The organism is Kitasatospora sp. NPDC088264 (genome assembly GCF_040685715.1).
Classification (GTDB): domain Bacteria; phylum Actinomycetota; class Actinomycetes; order Streptomycetales; family Streptomycetaceae; genus Kitasatospora.
The window spans coordinates 54,331-67,863 of record NZ_JBFBIR010000047.1 but is presented as its reverse complement, the minus strand read 5'-3'; the positions used below and the strand labels follow the sequence as shown (position 1 = coordinate 67,863).

16 protein-coding genes are annotated in these 13,533 nt (G+C 74.1%); 8 read left to right on the top strand and 8 right to left on the bottom strand.

Annotated features, from left to right (window positions below; genetic code table 11):
* Positions 1-94 precede the first annotated feature (94 nt).
* On the bottom strand, positions 95-595 hold the full coding sequence (locus tag AB0O82_RS28415; RefSeq protein ID WP_363586761.1) for a GNAT family N-acetyltransferase: 501 nt from the start codon (positions 593-595) through the stop codon (positions 95-97).
* Positions 596-678: 83 nt separating this feature from the next.
* Here AB0O82_RS28415 and AB0O82_RS28410 point away from each other — a divergent pair, with 83 nt between their 5' ends.
* Positions 679-1,308, top strand: coding sequence for a response regulator transcription factor (locus tag AB0O82_RS28410; RefSeq protein WP_063347943.1), 630 nt, complete (start codon positions 679-681; stop codon positions 1,306-1,308).
* Positions 1,309-1,348: 40 nt separating this feature from the next.
* Here AB0O82_RS28410 and AB0O82_RS28405 read toward each other — a convergent pair whose 3' ends face one another.
* Both AB0O82_RS28405 and AB0O82_RS28400 read right to left on the bottom strand, forming a co-directional pair.
* A complete protein-coding gene (locus AB0O82_RS28405; protein WP_350879909.1) occupies positions 1,349-2,221 on the bottom strand; it encodes a transglutaminase-like domain-containing protein in 873 nt (290 codons plus the stop codon).
* Positions 2,222-2,309: 88 nt separating this feature from the next.
* Positions 2,310-3,323 carry a GNAT family N-acetyltransferase gene (locus tag AB0O82_RS28400; protein ID WP_363586760.1) on the bottom strand — a complete coding sequence of 338 codons (1,014 nt, stop codon included), beginning with the start codon at positions 3,321-3,323 and terminating at the stop codon, positions 2,310-2,312.
* A 131-nt stretch (positions 3,324-3,454) separates the two neighbouring features.
* Between AB0O82_RS28400 and fdxA the strand changes: the two genes are divergently transcribed.
* Both fdxA and dapC read left to right on the top strand, forming a co-directional pair.
* The gene (fdxA, locus tag AB0O82_RS28395; RefSeq protein WP_030061559.1) at positions 3,455-3,781 is read left to right on the top strand and encodes a ferredoxin; all 327 of its coding nucleotides are present in this window, start codon (positions 3,455-3,457) and stop codon (positions 3,779-3,781) included.
* Between the two features lie 95 nt (positions 3,782-3,876).
* Positions 3,877-4,968, top strand: coding sequence for a succinyldiaminopimelate transaminase (gene dapC, locus AB0O82_RS28390; protein WP_363586767.1), 1,092 nt, complete (start codon positions 3,877-3,879; stop codon positions 4,966-4,968).
* Between the two features lie 65 nt (positions 4,969-5,033).
* Here dapC and AB0O82_RS28385 read toward each other — a convergent pair whose 3' ends face one another.
* Complete coding sequence (locus tag AB0O82_RS28385; RefSeq protein WP_363586759.1) at positions 5,034-5,801, bottom strand: hypothetical protein; 768 nt, start codon at positions 5,799-5,801, stop codon at positions 5,034-5,036.
* Positions 5,802-6,081: 280 nt separating this feature from the next.
* A complete protein-coding gene (locus tag AB0O82_RS28380; protein WP_363586758.1) occupies positions 6,082-7,146 on the bottom strand; it encodes a hypothetical protein in 1,065 nt (354 codons plus the stop codon).
* Between the two features lie 169 nt (positions 7,147-7,315).
* On the opposite strand from AB0O82_RS28380, the gene dapE reads away from it, so the two are divergent.
* Positions 7,316-8,392, top strand: coding sequence for a succinyl-diaminopimelate desuccinylase (gene dapE / locus AB0O82_RS28375; protein ID WP_363586757.1), 1,077 nt, complete (start codon positions 7,316-7,318; stop codon positions 8,390-8,392).
* A 123-nt stretch (positions 8,393-8,515) separates the two neighbouring features.
* A complete protein-coding gene (locus AB0O82_RS28370; protein ID WP_363586756.1) occupies positions 8,516-9,325 on the top strand; it encodes a TIGR00730 family Rossman fold protein in 810 nt (269 codons plus the stop codon).
* 36 nt (positions 9,326-9,361) lie between these two features.
* Here the strand turns inward: AB0O82_RS28370 and folP are convergent, their stop codons facing one another.
* Complete coding sequence (folP, locus tag AB0O82_RS28365; RefSeq protein WP_363586766.1) at positions 9,362-10,174, bottom strand: dihydropteroate synthase; 813 nt, start codon at positions 10,172-10,174, stop codon at positions 9,362-9,364.
* A gap of 178 nt (positions 10,175-10,352) precedes the next feature.
* On the opposite strand from folP, the gene AB0O82_RS28360 reads away from it, so the two are divergent.
* Both AB0O82_RS28360 and AB0O82_RS28355 read left to right on the top strand, forming a co-directional pair.
* Complete coding sequence (locus tag AB0O82_RS28360; RefSeq protein ID WP_363586755.1) at positions 10,353-10,793, top strand: DivIVA domain-containing protein; 441 nt, start codon at positions 10,353-10,355, stop codon at positions 10,791-10,793.
* Positions 10,790-11,383, top strand: coding sequence for a DNA-3-methyladenine glycosylase I (locus AB0O82_RS28355; RefSeq protein WP_363586754.1), 594 nt, complete (start codon positions 10,790-10,792; stop codon positions 11,381-11,383). The genes AB0O82_RS28360 and AB0O82_RS28355 overlap by 4 nt, the downstream gene beginning before the upstream one ends.
* A 25-nt stretch (positions 11,384-11,408) precedes the next feature.
* Here AB0O82_RS28355 and AB0O82_RS28350 read toward each other — a convergent pair whose 3' ends face one another.
* Positions 11,409-12,209, bottom strand: coding sequence for an enoyl-CoA hydratase-related protein (locus AB0O82_RS28350; RefSeq protein ID WP_363586753.1), 801 nt, complete (start codon positions 12,207-12,209; stop codon positions 11,409-11,411).
* 296 nt (positions 12,210-12,505) lie between these two features.
* Here AB0O82_RS28350 and AB0O82_RS28345 point away from each other — a divergent pair, with 296 nt between their 5' ends.
* Entirely contained in the window at positions 12,506-12,673 is a 168-nt protein-coding gene (locus AB0O82_RS28345; RefSeq protein ID WP_014137929.1) for a DUF3117 domain-containing protein, read from the top strand.
* A 177-nt stretch (positions 12,674-12,850) separates the two neighbouring features.
* Here AB0O82_RS28345 and AB0O82_RS28340 read toward each other — a convergent pair whose 3' ends face one another.
* Positions 12,851-13,459 (bottom strand): class I SAM-dependent methyltransferase, encoded by a 609-nt coding sequence (locus tag AB0O82_RS28340; RefSeq protein WP_350879900.1) that lies wholly within the window; start codon positions 13,457-13,459, stop codon positions 12,851-12,853.
* Between the last annotated feature and the right edge of the window lie 74 nt (positions 13,460-13,533).

Genomic DNA, 13,533 nt, shown 5'->3' with positions numbered 1-13,533 from the left:
CCTGTGGCACCCACGGTGTCGCCGCCGCGCCGCGCGGGACCCCCCCCGGGTCGGGGGGGGTTTGGGGGCCTGGCCGACTTCCCGCGCCGGTTTCCTATGCCGACGGCCGGCCGTCGGCGAGGGCGCGGCCGAACCGGAGCGCGGGGCGGTCGTCGAGGGTGAGTTCGGCGACGACCGCGAAGCCGTTGCGGGTGAGGACGGTCTGGGAGGCGAGGTTGTCGAGGGTGGTGACGGCGGTCAGCGACGTGAGGGCGTAGTCCGCGGCGGCCAGCCGGCAGAGGTGGGCGACGGCGGTGGTGGCGACGCCCCGGCCGGTCGCGTGTTCGCCGACGCGGTAGCCGAGTTCGGCGGTGCCGTCGGTGATGTCGACGAGGTTGACGCGGCCGAGGACGGCGCCGGCCGCGTCGAGGACGACGTGGAACCGGCAGACGCCGGAGTCCTGTTCGGCGAGCAGGGCGGCGTGGCGGGCCGGGAAATCGGCGAAGTAGGCGTCACCGCGGTCCGGAACGGTCCGCGCGAACCAGGCGCGGTTGGCGCGCTCGAAGGCCAGCAGGGCGTCGGCGTGGTCCGGGCGGAGGCGTTCCAGGTTCAGCATGCCGCCAGTCTGGCCCGCAGGCCTTCGGCGAGCCAGGCGAATACCTTCCGCGGCCTCTCCGGCGCCCCTCTAAGGTCGTGGCCATGAGTGACATTCAGAACGGGGCCCTGATCCGCGTGCTGCTCGCCGAGGACCAGGGGATGGTCCGGGAGGCGCTGGCGGCGCTGCTCGGGCTGGAGGGGGACATCGACGTCGTCGCGCAGGTGGGGCGCGGGGACGAGGTGGTGGCGGCGGTGCTGGCGCACGAGGTGCAGGTGGCCGTGCTGGACATCGAGATGCCGGGGATGACGGGCATCGAGGCGGCCGCCGAGCTGCGTCGGAACGCGCCGGGGACGAGGGTGGTGATCGCGACGACCTTCGGCCGGCCGGGGTACCTGCGGCGGGCGATGGAGTCGGGGGCGGACGCGTTCCTGGTGAAGGACGCGCCGGCCTCGGAGCTGGCGGAGGCGATCCGGCGGGTGCTGCGCGGGGAGCGGGTGATCGATCCGGTGCTGGCGGCGGCCGCGCTGGCGGAGGGGGCGAATCCGCTGACGGCGCGCGAGCGGGACGTGCTGGGCGCGGCGGCGGACGGGGCGGTGAACGCGGACATCGCGCGACGGCTGCACCTGTCGGAGGGGACGGTCCGCAACTACCTGTCGATGGCGATCCAGAAGACCGAGGCCCGCAACCGCACCGAGGCGGTGCGGATCGCCCGGGAGAAGGGCTGGCTCTGAGCGCCCCCCGACTGGCTCCGAGCGAGTTCCCGGGCGGTCGTCAGTTGAGCCGGTGCCGGGCGGCCCGGGCCTCCTGGCGGACCTTGGCGGCGGTGTCGGGGTCGAAGGTGTCGAGGATCTGCGCGAAGGCGTCCATCTCGGCCGAGCCGCCGAGGAAGTCGCCGGTGCGGACGAGGAGTTCGGCGCGTTCGAGGCGGAGCTGGGCGGGGTGGCGGGGCAGCAGGAGGGCGAGTTCGGTGGCCCAGAGCTGGGTGCGGGCGTGTTCGGGGCGGTCGGCGGCCCAGGCGCGGATGTTGCCGAGCACGCGCAGCACGAGGTCGAGCGGCTGGGCGGGGGTGAGCAGGTCGGGGCTGAACTCCTGCCCGGCGCCGCGGACCAGGCGTTCGGCGTCGTCCGGGTCGAGCAGCCGCCCGCCGTGGAAGGGGTCGGCGAGCACGTACTCGTCGCCGCCGCCCGGCCCGCCGACGGCGACGATGACGTGGCCGGGCAGCGCGATGCCGTGGACGGCGAGCCCGGCCCGCCGCCCGACCGCCATCCACACCAGGGACAGCATGATCGGCAGTCCGCGCCGCCGCCGCAGCACGTCGGGCAGCAGCGAGGATTCGAGCCGCCGGTAGTCGGACTGCCGCCCGTGGAAGCGTTCCCGCCCGCCGAGGACGGCGGCGAGTAGGGCGGCGGTCTCCTCCGGGCCGGCGGGGGCGCGTTCGGCGACGGCGAGCCGGACGGCGCTCGCGTGCCGGTCGAGGGCGGCCTCGCAGGCGGCGAGCAGGGCGTCCACGCTGGGCGGTTCCCCGGGGTCGTCCGGGTCGAGGACCGGGCCGTGTTCGGCGGCGGCGAGCAGGCAGAGCAGCACCGGGTCGGGATGCTCGGCGCGGGCGGCGGTCCGGAAGCGGTCTCTGCTCTGCTCGGTCACGGTGACGGCGACGGCTTTCGTACGACGGGCGGGCAAACGGCGGGCGAGGAGCGGCGGGCGGGGCGGCGGTGCGGGCGGGCGGGCGGTGCTACCCCTGGGGGAGAAGGGCGTAGTGGTAAGTGTGACTGGTCGTGAAGCCGAGTCCGTCATAGAGCGCGATCGCCGCGGTGTTGTCCGCCTCGACCTGGAGGTATCCACCGGTCGCCCCCTCCTCGGCGGCCCGGGCGGCGAGCACCGCCATGACGGTCGTGGCCAGCCCGGCCCGCCGGGCGTACGGCGCGACCTCGATCGCGCCGAAGCAGGCCCAGGGCCCGTCGACGACGCAGCGTCCGATCGCCAGCGGCGGCTGTCCGGGGGCGCCCGGCACGGTGGCGAACCAGACCGACGGCCCGCCGTGCAGCACCTGCCGGGCGGCCCGTTCCAGCGCCTCGTCCTCGCCGACCCGGCGGTAGAGCGAGAGCCAGGCCGGGTCGGCGGTCCGGGCGAGCCGGACCCGCTCGGGCCCGGAGCCGGCCCGGGCGAGCCCGGCCAGCGGGGCGGTGCGCACCAGGGTGGGCGCGTAACGGGCTCCCAGCCGGTCGAGCTCGGCCCGCAGCTCGTCCGGCGAGCCCGGGGTGATCACCTCGACGTACGCGGGAAGGCCGCGCGCCGCGTACCAGCGGTGGACGGCGGTGAGCGCGTCGGGCAGCGGCAGTCCGGGGTCACCGAGCGCCTGGACGGAGTTGGCGCGGCGGGTGAACCCGGCCGAGGCGCGCAGCGTCCACGCGCCGAGCGGCTCCTGTTCGACGGCCGGCCAGCCGCGGGCCGCGATCCGCTGGAGTTCGACGGGCGTGGCGGCGGGCAGCGGTGCGCGCCGGGCCGGGAAGAGCGGCACGACCTTGCCCGCGACCAGCAGCTTCTCGGGGAAGGAGACGGGGTCGCCGGTCCGCGGAGCGACCGTCAGTCCATGATCGTCCCACGATGTGAGCACGCCGATCGAATCCCGGAACACCGGCCGGTCGTCCACGAACCCCGAGAGGCGCCGGACGGACACGCGTCGTCCCACGTCAGAGCGATCTATCCGGACCTCCGGACGGTCCTGGGCCGGGCCGCCTGCCGTCATCTGGGCACCTCCTGTGCATTTGCGGTCTCCGACCCGCGATACTAGGGGCGGGCATCGACGACGCCGCGCTCACCGCGCACGCGAGCAGAACAGAACGGGCCGCCACGGCCCTTCCGAGGAGGAACGACAGCGTGACCTACGTCATCGCGCAGCCTTGTGTCGACGTGAAGGACAAGGCGTGCATCGAAGAGTGCCCGGTTGACTGCATCTACGAGGGCGAGCGATCGCTCTACATCCACCCGGATGAGTGTGTCGACTGTGGCGCTTGCGAGCCGGTCTGCCCGGTCGAGGCGATCTTCTACGAGGACGACACCCCGGAGGAGTGGAAGGACTACTACAAGGCGAACGTCGAGTTCTTCGACGATCTGGGTTCGCCCGGTGGCGCCTCGAAGCTGGGCCTGATCGAGCGCGACCACCCCTTCATCGCCGCTCTGCCGCCGCAGAACGCCGACCACTGACGATCGGTGGCATCTGAGCTGTGAACACCAACAGCACGCGCGCGCCGTTCCCGGGTCACCCGGGGGCGGCGCGCCGCCCATCTGGCCGAGGAAGGCTGTCCGACCTCCTGCCGGTCTTCCCCTGGGACAAGCTGGAGCCGTACAAGGCGACCGCGCTGGCCCACCCGGGCGGTCTCTGCGACTTCTCGGTGGGCACCCCGGTGGACCCGGTCCCCGAGGTGATCCAGAAGGCGCTGGCCGCCGCCACCGACACGCCGGGCTACCCGACGGTGTGGGGCCCGGTGGAGCTGCGCGAGGCGATCGCCGGCTGGCTGCACCGCCGCTGCGGCGCCGAGATCGGCCCGCAGGCCGTGCTGCCGACCGTCGGCTCCAAGGAGCTGGTGGCCTGGCTGCCGACCCAGCTCGGCCTCGGCCCGGGCGACCAGGTCGCCTACCCGCGGCTGGCCTACCCGACGTACGAGGTGGGCGCGCGGCTGTGCGGCGCGGAGCCGGTCGAGTACGACTCGGTGGACGAGCTGGACGGTTCGCGGGTCCGCCTGCTCTGGGTGAACTCGCCGTCCAACCCGACCGGCCGGGTGCTCGGCGCGGACGAGCTGCGCCGGGCGGTCGCCTGGGCCCGGGAGCACGGGGCGCTGCTGGTCAGCGACGAGTGCTACCTGGAGCTGGGCTGGTCCGCCGAGCCGGTCTCGGTCCTGCACCCGGACGTCTGCGGCGCGGGCCACGAGGGCCTGCTGGCCGTCCACTCGCTCTCCAAGCGCTCCAACCTGGCCGGCTACCGCGCCTCCTTCGTGGCGGGCGACCCGGTGGTGGTCAGGGAGCTGCTGGAGGTGCGCAAGCACGGCGGCATGATCGTGCCGGCGCCGGTCCAGGCGGCGACGATCGCGGCGCTGTCGGACGACGCGCACGTGGCGGAGCAGCGGGAGCGGTACGCGGCCCGGCGCTCGGCGCTGCGGGCGGCGCTGGAGGCGTACGGCTTCCGGGTCGAGCACTCGGAGGCGAGCCTCTACCTGTGGGTGACGCAGGACCGCCCGTGCTGGGAGACCGTGGCCGAGCTGGCCGGACTGGGCATCCTGGTGGCGCCTGGCGACTTCTACGGGCCGGCCGGCGAGCGCTTCGTCCGGGTCGCGTTCACCGCGACCGACGAGCGGGTGGCCGCGGCCGTGGAGCGGCTGAACGCGGCCCGCTGACCGACGCCGAAGGGGCCGGTGTTCCGAGAGCGGAACACCGGCCCCTTCGCCGTACCCGGGGCGGGTTACAGCGGCAGGCCGCTGATGCTGCCGCCGTTCACGCCGCCCAGCAGGCCGCCGATCGGGCCGAGCGCGCCGGTGAGGCCGGACAGCGGGTTGTTCGGGCCGAGGTCGGCGCCGCCGAGGCGGTTGGCCGAGCCGTGCTCGGCCAGGCCCAGGACGTCGGTGCCGGGCAGGGCGGGCAGCGCGCGCGCGACGGAGCCGAGCGGCAGCGCGTCGGTGACGGCGTTGGTGCCGGGGACGGCGCCGGCGAGCTTGTCGGCGCCGGGCAGGCCCTTGGCGATGGCGCCGGTCTGGGCGAGCCCGCCGACCGGGCTGGCCGCGGCGCTGCGGGTGCCGACGCCCTTGCCGGTGACGGCCTCGCCGAGCTTGCCGGCCAGTGCGGAGGCGACCTTCGGGGTGACGGCGGACAGCTGGCCGGTGGTGGCGGCGGTCTGGTCGACCGGGGCGGTCAGCGAGCTGGCCTTCTCGTTCGCCTCGGGGAGCTGGTGGGCGACGATGTTGCCGGCGGCGTCGGCGGAGGCCGGTACGCCCGCGGCGACGGTGGCGGCGCCGGTGCTGCCGGCGGCCTGGCCCAGCTGGTGGGTGGTGTGCTGGAGGGTGGAACCGGTGTCGGTGTTGGTCAGCTGGCCCAGCGGCGCGGCCAGGTCGCTCTTGGGCAGCAGGGCGTCGCCGCCCAGGGCGGACGCGGAGCCGGCCGCGACCAGCGGGGTCGCGCCGGCCGCCACGAGCAGCGCGGCGCTGGCGATCCGTCGCGTGAGGGGGTGAGACATGGGGCTCCTCGGAGGGTCTGGGTCCGTCACGTCCGCCGGGCGGACTGACGGTGTTACCGCTTGAGAAGCCAGATGGTTTCGGCCTGGACCAGGAAAGTGTCTAACCGACCATCGGATCGTAGGACCGCCGTGACGGCGCCTGGCGGGGTCCGTACGGCCCCGTGGGCCCGGCGCCGGGCAAGGGGAGTGACGGTTCTCCGGCGGGGCCGCCACGGCGGGCTCCCGGTCCACCGGGGTTGACCGGATTCACCCGTCCGGCGGCCACCCGAACGTCAGTGCGTCAGCCCTTGTCGGACGTGGCGAGGGTGACCTGAACGAGCTTGGTCGACGTCCCGGAGGTCTGCGGCTGCCAGCCGTCCTCCGACTTGGTCTTGCGCCAGATCTTCCCGTCGTAGGCGACCGTCGCGATGCCCAGCTGCTGGGCCTGGGCGACCGCCCAGTGGGCGACCTCCCAGCCGCTCGCCCGCTCGGCGGTGATTCCGTCGTCGGTTCCGTCGGTCGAGGAGGTCAGCGCGGCGGCGGACGGGTCCGGGGTGAGCGAGACCGCGTTCTCGGCGCCCTTGATGGTCGAGGCGTACCCGGTGGCCGGGGTCACGGTGCGGCCGAACTCGCGGCGCACCCGGTCGGACAGCACCTGGGCCCGGTCCGCGGCGGTGGGCTGGACGGCGGCCGGGGAGACGGTGGAGCCCGCTGTGGGGGAGGGCGAGTCGACCGGATCCGGCTTGGCGTAGTCGTGCACCACGCAGGAGAACGAACCGGGCTCCCGGCCGGCCAGCGCCGAGGTGAGCAGCGTCGCCTTGGTCTCGTGCTTGGCGTACGCCTGCGGGTAGCCGCTCTTCTGCACGGCCTGGGCCGCGTCGGTCAGCGGCAGCCGGGTGTAGCCGGGCACCTTGACCAGGCCGTCCAGGAACTTGTTGGTCGCGTAGACCGGGTCCCCGATCTGCTGCGCCGTGCCCCAGCCCATCGAGGGCCGCTGCTGGAACAGGCCGATCGAGTCCCGGTCGCCGCCCGCGAGGTTGCGCAGCTTGGACTCCTGCATCGCGGTGGCCAGCGAGATCGTCGTCGCCCGGTCCGGCAGTCCGCGCGAGCGCGCCACCGCGGCGATCGTCGCGGCGTTGGCCGCCTGCGGGAGCTCCAGCGTGCCGCTGCCGGCCGCGGTCTTCACCGAGCAGCCCTCGGGCTCGCCCTGTTTGAAGCCGAACCACCAGATGCCGACCACGGCCAGTCCCGCGACCAGCGCGAGGCCGAGCAGGCCGACGATCACGAGCAACAGCGCGCGCAGTGGACCGCGGCGGGGGGGCGCCAACTCCTCGCCCAGCTCCTCGCCGCTCTTTCTCCTGGCCACCGTCGCCCCTCTCGCGCCTTGCTTCTTGATCCGACACCGTACCCACTCGGACGGGTGTGCGGCGCCACCCGGTTGCGGTTGCCGGTCCGCTCGCTCCGGGGCGGGCCCGCGCGCGCCGCGTCACGGAAGCGCCACACGGGGTGCACGCCACGCGGACTAGGCTGGCGCCATGAGCAGCCCGAACCCGACGCCCCTGGACCTCACCCTCGACGGCGGCGCGCTGACCGCCCGGCTCGTCGACTTCCCGTCGGTGAGCGGCGACGAGCAGGCGCTCGCCGACGCCGTGGAGACCGCGCTGCGCGGCTACCCGCACCTGACCGTGGACCGGTACGGCAACAACGTGGTCGCCCGCACCACCCTCGGCCGCCCCGAGCGCGTCCTGCTCGCCGGCCACCTGGACACCGTGCCGATCGCCGACAACGTGCCCTCCCACGTCGAGGGGGACCTGCTCTACGGCTGCGGCACCTCGGACATGAAGTCCGGCGTCGCCGTCCAGCTGCGGCTCGCCGCCACCCTGCCCGAGCCCAACCGCGACCTCACCTTCGTGTTCTACGACTGCGAGGAGGTGGAGGCCCACCGCAACGGCCTCGGCCACCTCGCCAGGGAGCGCCCGGACTGGCTGGCCGCCGACTTCGCGGTGCTGATGGAGCCGAGCGGCGCGGTCGTCGAGGGCGGCTGCCAGGGCACCCTGCGGGCGCAGATCCGGCTCACCGGCGTGCGCGCGCACTCGGCCCGCAGCTGGCTCGGCGACAACGCCATCCACCACGCCGCCGAGGTGCTCACCCGGCTCGCGGACTACCGGCCGCGCCGGGTGGAGATCGACGGCCTGGAGTACCGGGAGGGCCTGAACGCCGTCCGGATCGACGGCGGCGTGGCCGGCAACGTCATCCCGGACGAGTGCGTCGTGACGGTCAACTTCCGCTACGCGCCGGACCGCAGCGAGGCGGAGGCGGAGAAGCACGTGCGCGAGGTCTTCGACGGCTTCGAGCTGACCGTCACCGACTTCGCCCCGGGCGCGCTGCCCGGGCTCGCCCAGCCGGCCGCCCAGGCCTTCCTGGAGGCCACCGGCGGCCAGGCCCGCGCCAAGTTCGGCTGGACCGACGTCGCCCGGTTCAGCGCGCTGGGCGTCCCGGCGGTCAACTACGGCCCCGGTGACCCGAACCTCGCGCACAAGCGGGAGGAGCACTGCTCGCTGAGCGCCATCGCGGAGACCGAGGAGCGGCTGCGGGCCTGGCTGACCAGCTGAGGTGCCGTTCCGATGATCGGCCGGTCCGACCGGCCGATCATCGGCTGAGCGCCATCTTCCGGTCGCCCAACCGACCTTCCCCTGTTGCCTGAAAACCGGGATCACCGGACGTAGGGTTTCGTCATGACAGGCACAGGAGACGAGAAGCACTACGGACACGGCCCCGAGCAGGTCGGCGTGCCGCGGAAGAAGAAGGCCTGGCCCGAGAAGCAGAAGGGCCCGGTGCTGGTGCGCCGGGACCAGGTCGGCACGAGCACCACGGACCAGCGGCTGCTGGACACCACCGGCCCGACCGACTGGCTGCACACCGATCCGTGGCGGGTGCTGCGGATCACCTCCGAGTTCGTCGAGGGCTTCGGCGCCCTCGCCGAACTCCCGCCCGCGATCAGCGTCTTCGGCTCCGCCCGGACCCCGGCCGACTCGCCCGAGTACGAGGCCGGCGTGGCCATCGGCCGGGCCCTCGCCGAGGCCGGCTACGCGGTGATCACCGGAGGCGGTCCGGGTGCCATGGAGGCCGCCAACCGCGGCGCCTCCGAGGCCGGCGGCCTCAGCGTCGGCCTCGGCATCGAGCTGCCCTTCGAGCAGGGCCTCAACGAGTTCGTCGACCTCGGGCTGAACTTCCGTTACTTCTTCGTCCGCAAGACGATGTTCGTGAAGTACTCCCAGGGCTTCGTGGTCCTGCCCGGCGGGCTCGGCACGCTGGACGAGCTGTTCGAGGCGCTCACCCTGGTGCAGACGAAGAAGGTCACCCGCTTCCCGGTGATCCTCTTCGGTAGCGCGTACTGGGGCGGCCTCTACGAGTGGCTGAAGAACACCCTGGTCGCGCAGGGCAAGGCGGCCCCGCACGACCTGGAGCTGTTCCACATCACCGACGAGATCGACGAGGTCATGAAGATCCTCGCCGACACCCGCCGGCCGACCAACCAGATCTAGGCCGGACAGGCCTGGGCCCCCGGCCCTCCGGGCCGCCTACGCCAGCCCCCGGCGGGCGACCGCCGGGGGGCGGGTGCCCCGGATCGAGGCGACCATGTCCAGCACCTGGCGGGTCTCCGCGACCTGGTGGACCCGGTAGACCTGCGCGCCCAGCCAGGCCGAGACCGCGGTGGTGGCCAGGGTGCCGAGCAGCCGCTCGTTCACCGGCCGGTCCAGTGTCTCGCCGACGAAGTCCTTGTTGGACAGCGAGACCAGCACCGGGAAGCCGGTCGCGGTCATCTCCGGCAGCCGCCGGGTGGCCTCCAGCGAGTGCCGGGTGTTCTTGCCGAAGTCGTGCCCCGGGTCGATGATCACCGCGTCCCGCCGCACACCCAGCCCCACCGCCCGCTCGGCCAGCCCGACGGTCACCCGCAGGATGTCCGCCATCACGTCCTGGTAGCCGATCCGGTGCGGCCGGGTGCGCGGCTCGGCGCCGCCCGCGTGCGTGCAGACCAGCCCGACGTCGTGGCGCGCGGCCACCTCGGCGAGCTTCGGGTCCACCCCGCCCCAGGCGTCGTTCAGCAGGTCGGCGCCCACCTCGCAGACCGCCTCGCCGACCTCGTGCCGCCAGGTGTCGACGCTGATCACGGCCTCCGGGTGGCGCTTGCGCAGCTCGGCCACGAAGGGCACGGTGCGCCGCAGCTCCTCCTCCACCGTGACCTCGTCACCGGGCCCGGCCTTCACCCCGCCGATGTCCAGGATCGCCGCTCCCTCGGCCATCGCGCGGTCGGCGGCGGCGAACGCGGCCTCGTCCGCGAAGGTCGCCCCCCTGTCGAAGAACGAGTCAGGCGTCCGGTTGACGATCGCCATGATCACCAGCTCGTCGTCACCGAATTCCCGCGGTCCCAGGCGCAGTGCCACCGATGTCTCCTCCACAGCTGCTGCGGGTGCGATGATGGCCCCCGGCCTCACAGGGACCATGCTGTCATGATCAGTTTGGTCGGGGGCACTTCGCAGCAGGCCGGCCGGGAGTTCGGGAGGACAGCTCGTGTTCTGGGTGATCGTGGTCGCCATGGCCGTGGTGGTCGGCGGCGCCGCGCTGGTGGCGCTCGGCGGGGGCGGCTCGATGCCGGAGGCGGTGCAGGACCGCATCGCCGCCCGGCTGCCGCAGGACCGTCCGCTGAGCAAGGCGGACGTGGACGACCTGCGGCTGCCGATGGCCGTCCGCGGCTACCGGATGGACGAGGTCGACGACGTCCTGGACCGCCTCGGCGCCGAACTCGCCTACCGCGACTCGCGGATCGCCGAACTGGAGGCCGCCGGCCACCTGCGCGGCGCGGTCGAGGCGACCGACGGCCCGGACGCCGGCGCCGAACCGCTGCCCGGCCTGGAGGAGTTCGCGAAGGTGGTCGAACCGGCCGTCGCGCTCACCAAGGAGCGGCCCGAGCAGGAGCGGCCCGAGGACGCGAAGCCGGTGAACGACCGGTGACCGCTCTCGCCGAGGGCGCGGTGCTCGGCGCGGACGGCCTGCGCCGCTGCGCCTGGGGCGAGTCGACCGACGACTACCGGGCCTACCACGACACCGAGTGGGGCCGTCCGGTGCACGGCGACGACGCCCTGTTCGAGCGGGTCTGCCTGGAGGCGTTCCAGTCCGGGCTGTCCTGGCTGACCATCCTGCGCCGCCGGGAGGGCTTCCGGTCCGCGTTCGCCGGCTTCGGGATCGCCGCGGTCGCCGAGTTCGGCGAGGCGGACGTGGAGCGGCTGCTCGCCGACACCGGCATCATCCGCAACCGGGCCAAGATCGAGGCCGCCATCGCCAACGCCCGGGTCGCCCGCGACCTGGACGGCGGGCTGGACGCGCTGATCTGGCGGTTCGCCGGAGCCCCGGACCGGCCGGCCCCCCGCACGATGGGGGAGGTGCCGGCCGTCACGCCCGAGTCGACCGCGCTCGCGAAGGCCCTGAAGAAGGAGGGCTTCCGCTTCGTCGGCCCGACCACCGCCTACGCCCTGATGCAGGCCTGCGGCCTGGTCGACGACCACCTGGCGGACTGCCACGTCCGCACCGCGCGCCCGGTGTGATCCGAAGAGGGCCGCTGGGCGCGCCCTAGCGGCCCAGGTAGGTCGGCTTCTCCTTGGCGATGAAGGCGCGGACCGCGATCCGGTGGTCCTCGCTCTCGCCGGCCAGGGTCTGCAGCTCGTCCTCCTTGTCGAGCAGTTCGTCCAGCGAGTGCGAGGCGCCGTACGCCAGCGACTCCTTGATGGCGCCGTAGGCCACCGTGGGGCCCGCGGCCAGCTCCCGGGCGAAGGCCCGCGCGGTGGCGGCGAGCTCCCCGGCCGGCACCACCCTGGTGGCCAGGCCCAGATCCAGCGCCTCGGCGGCCTTGACCGTCCGGGGCAGCATCAGCAGCTCGGTGGCCCTGGCGTGCCCGACCAGCCGGGGCAGCGTCCAGGAGGCGCCCGAGTCGGCGGTCAGGGCGATCCCGGCGAAGGCGGTGTTGAAGCCGGCCCGGTCGGAGAGGACCCGGAAGTCGCAGGCGAAGGCCAGCGAGGCGCCCGCGCCGGCCGCCACCCCGCCGACCGCGGCGACGGTCGGCTTGCGCATCCCGGCCAGCGCCCGCACCAGCGGGTTGTAGTGCTCGGCGACGGTGCCCAGCGGGCTCTGTCCGGTCTCCTCGGCCCGCTTCAGCGCCGTCAGGTGCTCGTTCAGGTCCTGCCCGACGCAGAACGCGCGCTCGCCGGCCCCGGTCAGCAGCACCGCCCGCACCGCCGGGTCCGCGGCCGCGGCGGCCACGGCGTCCCGCAGCGCGACCTTGGTCGCGACGTCCAGGGCGTTCATCGCCTCCGGGCGGTTGATGGTGATGACGGCCAGGCCGCCGTCCAGCTCGTACAGCACGGAATCGGACATGGGCGAGGGCTCCCTGTGGTCGGCTCGGTGTCGGTCGTGTGCCAGGATGCCGGAGCGGACGGCCGGGTGGGGAGTGTGAGGTATCGCACCTTTCGACGGCCCGCGCGCCGCCGCCACGCCGGGGCTTATGACGGCAATTGCGGCGCTTGGGGGCGGTCCGGCCGATGTTGCACCGAGAGTGATGTTGGTCATCAGCCCGTGGCATGCGGGATAATGGCTTCCGATCAATGCGTTCGATACCGGCGGTGGACGGACTGCCGGTGCGTAGCTGAGCGGTTGCAGGAAGGGGAACGAGCATGGCGGCCATGAAGCCGCGGACGGGTGACGGCCCGCTCGAAGTCACCAAAGAGGGACGGGGCATCATCATGCGCGTTCCGCTCGAAGGCGGCGGACGCCTTGTGGTGGAGCTCACACCTGACGAGGCCGACGCCCTCGGCGAGGCCCTGAAGAAGGCCTGCGGCTGACCGCAGCGGGTGCTCGTCATCTCCTGGAGATGTGCTGCCGGGCCCGGGTACGACGTCATGTCGGCCCGGGCCCCGCGGCGTTTGGGGCCCTGCCCGGCCGCCCGGAGGCCGCGGTCCGGGGCGGCGGGGCCGCTGCCTGACGGTCCGGCTGCCTGACGGCCCTGCCGCTCGACGGTCCTACCGCTTGATGGCGCAGAGCAGTCCGTCCGAGACCGGCAGCAGCGCCGGCAGCAGCGCCTCGCTCTCCCGGACGTCCCGGACCAGGTCGCGCACCGCGCCCGTCTGGGGGTCCTGCAGCTCCGGCTCGGCCAGCCGGCCCTCCTGGAACACCCCCTCGAAGCAGACCATCCCGCCCGGCCGTAGCAGCCGCATCGCCTCCAGCAGGTACTCCCTGGACTCGGCCGGGTCGCCGTCGCAGAACACCAGGTCGTACTGGCCGTCGGCGAGCCGGGGCAGCACCTCCAGCGCCCGGCCCGGTATGAACCGCGAGCGGTTGGCCGCGAATCCGGCCGCGTGGTACGCCTCGCGGGCCAGCTGCTGGCGCACCGGCTCGGAGTCCACCGTGGTGAGCACGCCGTCCGGCCGCATGCCGCGCAGCAGGTAGACCCCGGAGACGCCCGTCCCGGTGCCGATCTCGGCCACCGCCTTGGCGTCCAGTGCCGCGGCCAGCAGCCGCAGGCACGCCCCGCCGCTGGGCCCGATCGCCCGTATCCCGGTGCGCGCGGACTGCGCCCGGGCGTAGGTCAGCACCGCGTCCTCGCCGACGTAGGTGTCGGCGAGGGCCACACGCGCGGGCCCGAACTCGCTGATGGCTGCCTCTTTCGGAGCCCCGGGTTACGGCCCGGTGCCGAGGGAAGTCG

Excerpts from the sequence above, each read along its gene's own strand:
- dapE (WP_363586757.1), top strand. The coding sequence starts at position 7,316 with ATGAGCAGCCCGAACCCGACGCCCCTGGACCTCACCCTCGACGGCGGC.
- AB0O82_RS28400 (WP_363586760.1), bottom strand. The coding sequence starts at position 3,323 with ATGACGGCAGGCGGCCCGGCCCAGGACCGTCCGGAGGTCCGGATAGAT.
- AB0O82_RS28410 (WP_063347943.1), top strand. The coding sequence starts at position 679 with ATGAGTGACATTCAGAACGGGGCCCTGATCCGCGTGCTGCTCGCCGAG.
- AB0O82_RS28415 (WP_363586761.1), bottom strand. The coding sequence starts at position 595 with ATGCTGAACCTGGAACGCCTCCGCCCGGACCACGCCGACGCCCTGCTG.
- AB0O82_RS28350 (WP_363586753.1), bottom strand. The coding sequence starts at position 12,209 with ATGTCCGATTCCGTGCTGTACGAGCTGGACGGCGGCCTGGCCGTCATC.
- AB0O82_RS28345 (WP_014137929.1), top strand. The coding sequence starts at position 12,506 with ATGGCGGCCATGAAGCCGCGGACGGGTGACGGCCCGCTCGAAGTCACC.
- folP (WP_363586766.1), bottom strand. The coding sequence starts at position 10,174 with ATGGCGATCGTCAACCGGACGCCTGACTCGTTCTTCGACAGGGGGGCG.
- AB0O82_RS28385 (WP_363586759.1), bottom strand. The coding sequence starts at position 5,801 with ATGTCTCACCCCCTCACGCGACGGATCGCCAGCGCCGCGCTGCTCGTG.
- AB0O82_RS28370 (WP_363586756.1), top strand. The coding sequence starts at position 8,516 with ATGACAGGCACAGGAGACGAGAAGCACTACGGACACGGCCCCGAGCAG.